This window comes from Psychromonas antarctica (genome assembly GCF_022267535.1).
Lineage (GTDB): Bacteria > Pseudomonadota > Gammaproteobacteria > Enterobacterales > Psychromonadaceae > Psychromonas > Psychromonas antarctica.
This window is the reverse complement of sequence record NZ_JAHNZV010000110.1, coordinates 1-8,738: the sequence shown is the minus strand read 5'-3', so window position 1 is coordinate 8,738 and position 8,738 is coordinate 1. Positions and strand designations below refer to the sequence as shown.

3 protein-coding genes and 1 pseudogene are annotated in these 8,738 nt (G+C 39.4%); 2 read left to right on the top strand and 2 right to left on the bottom strand.

Annotated features, from left to right (window positions below; translation table 11 throughout):
* Positions 1-144: 144 nt before the first annotated feature.
* Positions 145-1,866, top strand: a complete 1,722-nt coding sequence (dauA, locus tag KSO91_RS14640) for a C4-dicarboxylic acid transporter DauA (protein ID WP_238743776.1) — start codon at positions 145-147, stop codon at positions 1,864-1,866.
* A 972-nt stretch (positions 1,867-2,838) separates the two neighbouring features.
* Here dauA and putP read toward each other — a convergent pair.
* A pseudogene (gene putP, locus KSO91_RS14635) lies at positions 2,839-4,300 on the bottom strand (sodium/proline symporter PutP).
* 804 nt (positions 4,301-5,104) lie between these two features.
* On the opposite strand from putP, the gene KSO91_RS14630 reads away from it, so the two are divergent.
* On the top strand, positions 5,105-6,235 hold the full coding sequence (locus KSO91_RS14630) for a DUF3541 domain-containing protein (protein ID WP_238743775.1): 1,131 nt from the start codon (positions 5,105-5,107) through the stop codon (positions 6,233-6,235).
* Positions 6,236-6,323: 88 nt separating this feature from the next.
* Here the strand turns inward: KSO91_RS14630 and acs are convergent, their stop codons facing one another.
* Positions 6,324-8,216: an acetate--CoA ligase gene (acs, locus tag KSO91_RS14625; RefSeq protein WP_238743774.1), complete on the bottom strand. Its 1,893-nt coding sequence runs from the start codon at positions 8,214-8,216 to the stop codon at positions 6,324-6,326.
* Positions 8,217-8,738: the final 522 nt, after the last annotated feature.

Genomic DNA, 8,738 nt, shown 5'->3' with positions numbered 1-8,738 from the left:
GCCTACTTCTTACTATCAAACTTTTTTTTGATTTTATTTATATATATATCATTCAATATAAATACATTGTATTCATATTGAATTCCATATAAAAAGTAGTAGCATAGTCGCACCAACCAGCCTAACCTAAGTGAAGGTCATATTTTGTCTCACCGCGTCCACCTATTCTCCCTGCGTATCTCACATGCTATGCGAGAATGTTTCACCAATAACCTTTTCTCACGATCAAATGTAACTAAAGATCTATTAGCAGGAATATCTGTCGGTATTATCGCCATTCCACTGGCGATGGCATTGGCTATTGCTTCGGGTGTCCCACCGCAATATGGCCTCTATACAGCGGCAGTGGCCGGTATTTTAGTACCATTAGTTGGCGGTTCTCGCTTTAGTGTATCGGGTCCTACAGCAGCATTTGTGGTCATTATTCAACCTATAGTTCACCAATACGGGCTGGCCGGTTTACTGGTCACCACCGTCTTCTCAGGTATTTTACTGATATTAATGGGTTTTTTACGACTGGGTCGATATATTGAATATGTACCACAAGCAGTTACCTTAGGTTTCACCGGCGGAATTGCGGTCGTTATCGCTATTCTGCAAGTTGATGAGTTACTCGGGATAGAAATAACCGAGTTTCCCACCCATTTCTATGAAAAAGTAGGAGTATTGCTCGCAGAGATTCCGGCATTCGACATGACCTCACTCTTTATTGGCGCGCTGACTTTATCCGTGCTTATTATTTGGCCCTATTTTATCAAGTCAATGCCACCTCATTTGCCCGCTCTTGTTGTGGGCGGATTATTTGCTATAGCACTTGCCTCTTTTCATTTACCGGTGGCAACGATTGGCTCAACTTACCAATTTTTATTTCCTGATGGTTCAATAGGTCATGGTATCCCGCCCTTTATTCCCAATTTTGAATTGCCTTGGTTACGCCATTTACCAGAAGATCCTATTTTAGTATGGAATCTCAGCCTTTTTTCAGATCTTCTCGCCGCTTCCTTTGCAATCGCTGCACTTGGCGCAATTGAATCTTTACTTTGTGCTGTCGTACTTGATGATATGAGCCAAACTCGTCATAGTGCAAATAGTGAATTATTAGGACAAGGTATTGGCAATATTGTCGCTCCATTTTTAGGCGGGATAACAGCAACTGGAGCCATTGCTCGTTCAGCAACCAATTGTAAAAGTGGCGCAAAAACCCCTTTATCTGCTGTTTTTCATGGTGTCTTTATTTTCTTGGCTATTTTATACGCCGCACCCCTTTTATCCTATATTCCCATGCCGAGCATGGCCGCTTTATTACTTATCGTTGCATGGAAAATGGGTGAATTCCATAAATCACTCAACCTTATAAAAACAGCAAGTAAAAGTGATATCACGGTGTTTTTAACCTGCTTTTCGCTGACTGTTTTGTTTGATATGGTAGTGGCTATTATCGCAGGGATCATGCTTGCCTCATTATTATTTGTGCGCAAAATGTCTGAACTGACCGAGCTCAAGAACAGCACTGACAAACATTTCCCAGTGCAACCTGCAAATAAATGCTTTAAAGTCTTCGATATTAATGGCCCGTTATTTTTTGCAGCGGCAGATAGAATTTTTGGCGAATTATCACTATTGACAGATCAATGTGATGGGATTTTATTAAACTTAGAAAGCGCATCTATGATCGATTCGGGGGGTATATCTTCATTACTGAAATTAATCGCGCAATGTAAAGCTTCGAATACAAAAATCTATTTAGGCAAGATGAATAGACCCGTTGCTCGTGCACTCATTAAAGCAAAACTCCATAAAAGCGATACTAACTACGCCTTATTTTCCACAGTCTACGAGGCTCGAGCAGCCTTTATGGCAACCTGATATTTAAAGTCATTTAAGTCATTTAATTAATTTACATCTTTAATGGTGACTTTTATAACGCAAGATTATTAAACATCAGTAATATCAATCTACTAAAATAAAAAGCCATCCCCAAACCGGAATGGCTTTTTATTCTTCTATTTAAAACGCCCTGCTTATTTAGTTATTCGACGTTCAATCTAAAAAACGACAATAGGTCAAGCATCAATGGGAAAGCTGCAACCTTAGTATTTTACAGGATAGATAATCCCTAAAATCCTTGATTACATGCTTATGTAGATAGCTTAAGCTGTTGTAAAATATTATAAAATCACCACAGAGAACACGAAGACGCTGCGCGTTACACCGAGCCAACCCAAAACTGTGTTTGGTTCTTTTAACGCTGTAATTGAATGTAAACCAAAACCTAGTTTTCAGTTGTATGAAATCTGTGTGGTAAATATTTACTTTTTTGTATTCATCCGAGTTAAGTGCGTAGTCAATATTTTTCCTGATTACGTACATGTCTCAGCCATGATTTCTTTTGACCAGCTACCTGACAACCATTCACCACGAAGCCGTTGTACTGCACAGAGTACACGAAGAAGAGCCTAAAACATAAAGGGGGGTAAATATTTTAAACTTCCTTTTCCTTCGTGCCTTCGTGGTTAATTACTTTTTTGATTACGTACATGTCTTAGCCATGACTGGAAGGGATTAATAGTTGCAACTGCTTAATGTCTTAACTCCATGAAGTTACGGGCATTTTAAATTCTTCATATTGCTGAGCTTTGTGGGTAATCAGGATATTTTTTATTGTTAACAATAAAAAAAATGCCAGTATTGCATTGCAATACTGGCATTTGAGTTATCTAGTCCTAACATCAGCCGAGAGATAAGACTCTTCAGTATCATAGGTATTAATTAAACACACCTATTAATTCTAGAACTTAAGAAAATTGGGCATTTAATAAAATACCCTTTAATCCTTTATTATTTTTCAGCTAATCGTTTCTGAACTTCATCAAAAGTCGTTTTGATAGTATCAGAATTGTTAGCACCTATTTTACTGAACACGATAATTGCAATCCATGCAGCAATAAATCCAGGAAGCAATTCATAGATATCAAAGATGCCGCCTTCAAGCTGTTTGTAAACAATAACAGTAAGCGCACCGACTATCATTCCGGCAATAGCGCCTGTTTTTGTTATATTGCGATTATAAAGCGACAGAATAATAAGCGGTCCAAATGCGGCACCAAAACCAGCCCATGCGTAAGATACAAGTTGCAATACGCTTGAGTTTTCATCTGTAGAAATAGCCCAAGCTATCACTGCAATTATAATAACAGTCAATCGACCAACCCAAACAAGTTCAGTATCAGTAGCATTTTTTCTCAGTATTGCATGATAAAGATCTCGAGTTAGGACTGAAGATGAAACCAACAGTTGCGAATCGACCGTGCTCATAATGGCGGCAAGAATTGCGGCAAGTAGAAAGCCTGCTATCCATGGATTAAATACAAGCTGAGAAAGCGTGATAAATATCTTTTCAGGATCCTCAAGATTGACTCCCATATGAACAACATAGGCAAGACCGAAAAAACCGACCGCTAATGAACCGACAACCGAAAGTATCATCCAAGTCATACCAATCGTCTTCGCACGCGTCACTTCATTCTCATGGCGAATCGACATAAAACGCACTAAAATATGCGGTTGTCCAAAGTAACCAAGGCCCCAAGCCAACAAAGAGATAACACTAATAATAGAGGCACCACTGAAGAGATTAAGATGGGTAGGATCAATTTCTCCAATCATGCTAAGCCCTTCGCTGACACCGCCGATCTCATTAATAACAGCAATCGGTGTTATCACCAAAGCCAGCATCATCAATATGCCCTGAATAAAATCAGTCCAACTTACTGCGTTGTAACCACCCAAAAAAGTATAGGAAACGATAACAAAACTACCGATTAACAGTGCCGTGGAATACTCGAGATGAAATGTCACTTCAAACAATTTAGCCCCAGCGACCAAACCTGATGATGTGTAAAGAGTATAAAAGAGCAGTATCACAACTGCTGTCACGATGCGTAGTAAATTCCCCTTATCTTCAAAACGATTAGCAAAATAATCAGGAATGGTAATAGAATCATTAAGATGATGGGTATATACGCGAAGTGGTTTAGCAACGTAATGCCAGTTAAGGAACGCGCCCATAATCAGGCCGACAGCTATCCAGCTCCCGACAAGCCCGCCAGTGTACATCATTCAAGAGTAACCACCCGCTCATATCCGATGCGCCAGCACTTAGAGCCGTAACTCCAGGGCCTAGACTCCTTCCGCCAAGCACGTAATCACTAAGATCTTCTGTTTTAAAATAAAAATAGAAGCCGATTCCTAGCATCACTAACATGTAACTTATAAATGAGATTAATACTGGTGTATCCATTATTTTATACCTTTTTTTTGAGATCCTAAGATCTGCATGTCCATATTTATGGTCACTGCTCGATACCTTCTATTAGTAACAAAACAGCTATCCACACTTATTCAGTAAATAAAAATATAAGTCAACCACAGATAAAAAGGGAAGATTCCCAATAGTGTAGTCTAATTTAAAGTGGCCATCACCGAGGAAATTTTTAATAGAGGGAAAGTGATGATTAACGCCAAGAAACACAACAAGTAAATTTTAATAATGCATGTACAGCTTATCAAAATCCCATTTTAAATTTTACCTTAAGCAAACAGATACGCACGATTATCGCGACTGTCTTTATCCGGACTGATATTCATTGTTAACGTATTTCAGTCCTCTGTTATGCATTTACTGACTTACTTTTTATATACGATTCTCTATTTTTCCGTGACTAAGTCTATCAGTTTAAAAGGATAATTTCAGCAGTAATTGAAATTCAATGCATTTATGCGAGCGAACGCCCACTGACACCACGTCTAAAACGCAACAAAAAAACACCTATTATCCGGTTACAAATAATACCCAAAGATAATAGCCAGCCCATTATTATTTATAAGTTTTAACTAGCGGTATACTACGTGTAATAAAGAAATTTTTTGTAGGTGGCTATCAACTTGCAGTCATCAGTTACTAGCCTAAATAACTCCTAGCAACTGTTGACAGCAAGTCAAATTACGCTTGGATGCTAGGCATAAAATTGGAGTATAGTGGATCTACCAAGCAGATGAATGTAGTTTGACTTACCCTGCGGGGGATTCGGCATATTGAGGTATTATGGGTATATATACAACAAAACCATTAACCACAGGCGGATTATGGTTTTCTGCCCTACTACTGATTTCCATACTGTTAACGCCTGCTGATGCTGATCAGCAGGGTTTAATAGCTAAACAAACGAAGATAAACGCGCACTTACAACAAAATGCACAATTAATCCGTCAAACATTTGAGCAACAATTATTTACCTTACCCCCCTTCACGGTAGGCCATTATGGACTGCGCATGTATCGGCAAACGCTAGATAAAAAATATGCTATGACTTTATGGTCTGATATGGCGCGGATCGCCAGTTCACTCAATTATTATGCCTACGAAGTACATACGCCAGAACAGATTAAAGAATATAGTGATCAAAAAATGGCCCATTATGCGACTAAAAAAAAGCCGCGCAGTCAATTACGTTATCAAGCAATGCAAACGATGCCCGAATATGTGTATTTAGGGATTGGGCTTTTAGGCGCGATGGCCCGCGCAGATGAGTATGGGCTGAAACACAAAGAGGATAAAAAATTACGCCAAATATTGCGCAGCTATGATTTCAGCAAATATGTAACCGATAAAAAAATGATAAAGGCATGGGCGGCCCAACTCGCTAATCAAGTTTATTGGTTACGCCAATTAGGCGAGCAAGATGTTGTAGATAGTTTTATTAAGCGCTTTCGAGAAACTTATCCTGACAGCAATGACGATCAACTTTCAGACCAACAGTACAGCAATAAAATTTATGGATTAACACATATTATTTTTGCAGCTTCCCACTATTATCAGTTACCGATCAAAGAACAGAATTTTCAATGGATTTATGATTATTATCGTCGCAATATTAATACTATTATCAGTCGTACCAAAGAAGATGTGATTGCTGAAGTGGGGATTAGTTTTTTATTAGCGGGATTAAACGATGACCCTGTACTGCGACAAACACAGCATGTAATAGAGAAAGCAATAAACCCCAAATATGGCTTAATCCCGTCAGTGACAGGGGATCTTAGTTTAGACTCCGGCGAGCACCGTAATGTATTAGCCATTATGTTATTGGACTGGAAAGGCCCTCATCAGGCACCCAATATTACTCAACAACCCACTATTTTTGACTCTCTTCCCTACGGGCTAGAAGCAAAGTAATCAGCGCTAAAACGAATAAAAGCCAGCTTAGAGTGATTCCAAGCTGGCTTTTAATAAAGAGAAAACAACATAGAATTAAGCAGTAAAATCAGGTCTCTAAAGTGCTTAAGTCTCCTTCATCCAAGCCTAATGCTTTGGCTCTTAATAAACGACGCATTATTTTTCCGGAGCGTGTTTTGGGTAAACTTTCCACAAAAATAACCTCTTCGGGTTGCGCTATTTTTCCCAGCTCATTGCCCACATGTTGCTGCAGCTCTGCTTGTAATGCTTTAGTGGCGGCTACATTGGCTTTTAAAATAACATAAGTATGAATCGCATTACCTTTTAACTCATGGGGTAACCCGATTGCAGCTGCCTCTGATACGGCTGGATGACTAACCAGTGCACTTTCTATTTCAGCGGTGCCCAAACGATAACCAGAGACTTTGAGTACTTCATCCATGCGACCAATGATCCAGATATAACCATCTGCATCCATTTTCGCAGAATCCCCGGCTTTGTAATAACCTTGTTTTTGATAGTCCCCCCAATACAGTTCAGCGTAGCGATCATCATCGCCCATAATGGTGCGAGCCATGCCTGGCCAAGGATTTTTGATGACTAATTTTCCTTCTTCGCCAACCGGTACTTCATTACCTTGATCATCCACTACCCCAACTTCATTGCCAAAAAAGGGTTGCGCCGCCGATCCCGGCTTTAACGGTGTAATAGGTAACGGGCAAATAATAAATCCGCCTGTTTCAGTTTGCCACCAAGTATCAATAATTGGACATCGGTTATTACCGATCACCTCATAATACCAACGCCATGCTTCTGGATTAATTGGTTCACCAACACTCCCTAAGAGACGTAAACTAGAAAGATCATGACGTTTAGCCCATTGATCACCAAAACGCATCAATCCTCTTATAGCCGTTGGTGATGTATAAAGTATATTGATACCGTATTTTTCGACCATCTGCCACCAGCGGTTGGGATAGGGATAATCAGGTGCGCCTTCATAAAGCATTATCGTCGCACCATTAATTAAGGGGCCATAAACGATATAACTGTGGCCTGTTATCCAACCCGGATCCGCAGCACACCACCAGCGATCTTCGGGTTTAATATCAAAGGCCATTTTATGGGTAGTACTGGTATACACACTGTATCCCCCATGGGTATGTAACATCCCTTTAGGTTTACCTGTTGTACCTGAGGTGTAAAGAATAAATAGAGGATCCTCAGCATCTAGCTGTACTGTTTCACATTTTGGACTGGCGATAGGCAAAGCTTTTAAATCGTGAAACCAAAAATCACGAGCAGCTTCCATGCTTACATCTAACTGATTATATTTAACGGTAATACAAACTTCGATAGTCGGAGAGCGTTTCATCGCTTCATCGGCAATGCTTTTTAAATCGATTTTTTTACCTCGGCGAGATCCACCATCAGCCGTTAGTAATATCCGACTATTAGCATCACTAATACGCGAGGCTAAGGCTTCATAACTAAACCCACCATACACGACACTATGTACCGCACCAATTTTTGCACAAGCTAACATGGCAAAAACCAATTCAGGGATCTGCGGCATGTAGATAGTAACAATATCCCCTTTTTTAACCCCCATACTAATAAGAATATTGGCAAACTGACACACTTCACGATTCAGCGCGTAATAGGAAAAACTGCGGACTTCCCCCCCTTCACTTTCCCAGATAATCGCTAATTTATTACGATCGGCTCCTTTAATATGGCGATCAATGGCATTTTGTACAATGTTGGTTTTGCCCCCAACAAACCACTTGTAAAAAGGTTTTTGACTTTCATCTAATACCTTATCCCACGGTTTATACCATTCAAGCAGCTTGGCCTGCTCATCCCAAAAACCTTCTCTATCACTAATGGATTTTTGGTAACGTTCACTATATTCCTGTACATTGGCCTGTTTAATGACATCTTCGGAAGGATAATAAACTTGTTGCTTAGTTTCTGACATAACACCTCCATGTAACAAAATTGTTAAATGAGTATAGGAAAGAGCTAAGCTAACCCCGCAATTTTTAATGAGAATTGTGATAAGACAGGCACTATTTTACGCACAGAAAACGTTACTCCTATTTTATAACATCCCTCCGAGGTAAGTTGACAGTAAATAGTCAATTTTATTTGTGGTTATTTCGGTGTTTTTCCGGCTTTGTTTACCTCTTCATGACTACAGTAACATCTGCTCTAAACGCTTATCATGTTGACGATTAAATTCACTTAGTCCGATAATCATTTTATCATGTCCAGCTTTATACCAATCCGCCAAAGTTTCTGGTCATTCTTAAAGATTAAAATAGTAGTTAAGTTATAACTAAGCACTATACCCATGATACCTCAAGCTGCTTTACTGATGTTACGCATTATCACTAAACTTTCATTTCGAAAACCGCTAAAGTAGAGCCATGAATAAAAATAAACAAATATTTGAGCTGTACATTGATTATCTTGTCACCTCATTCAGTTACACAACTGC

Bases quoted from the DNA above. Each gene is read 5' to 3' on its own strand.
- KSO91_RS14630 (WP_238743775.1), top strand. From the start codon at position 5,105: ATGGGTATATATACAACAAAACCATTAACCACAGGCGGATTATGGTTT.
- acs (WP_238743774.1), bottom strand. From the start codon at position 8,216: ATGTCAGAAACTAAGCAACAAGTTTATTATCCTTCCGAAGATGTCATT.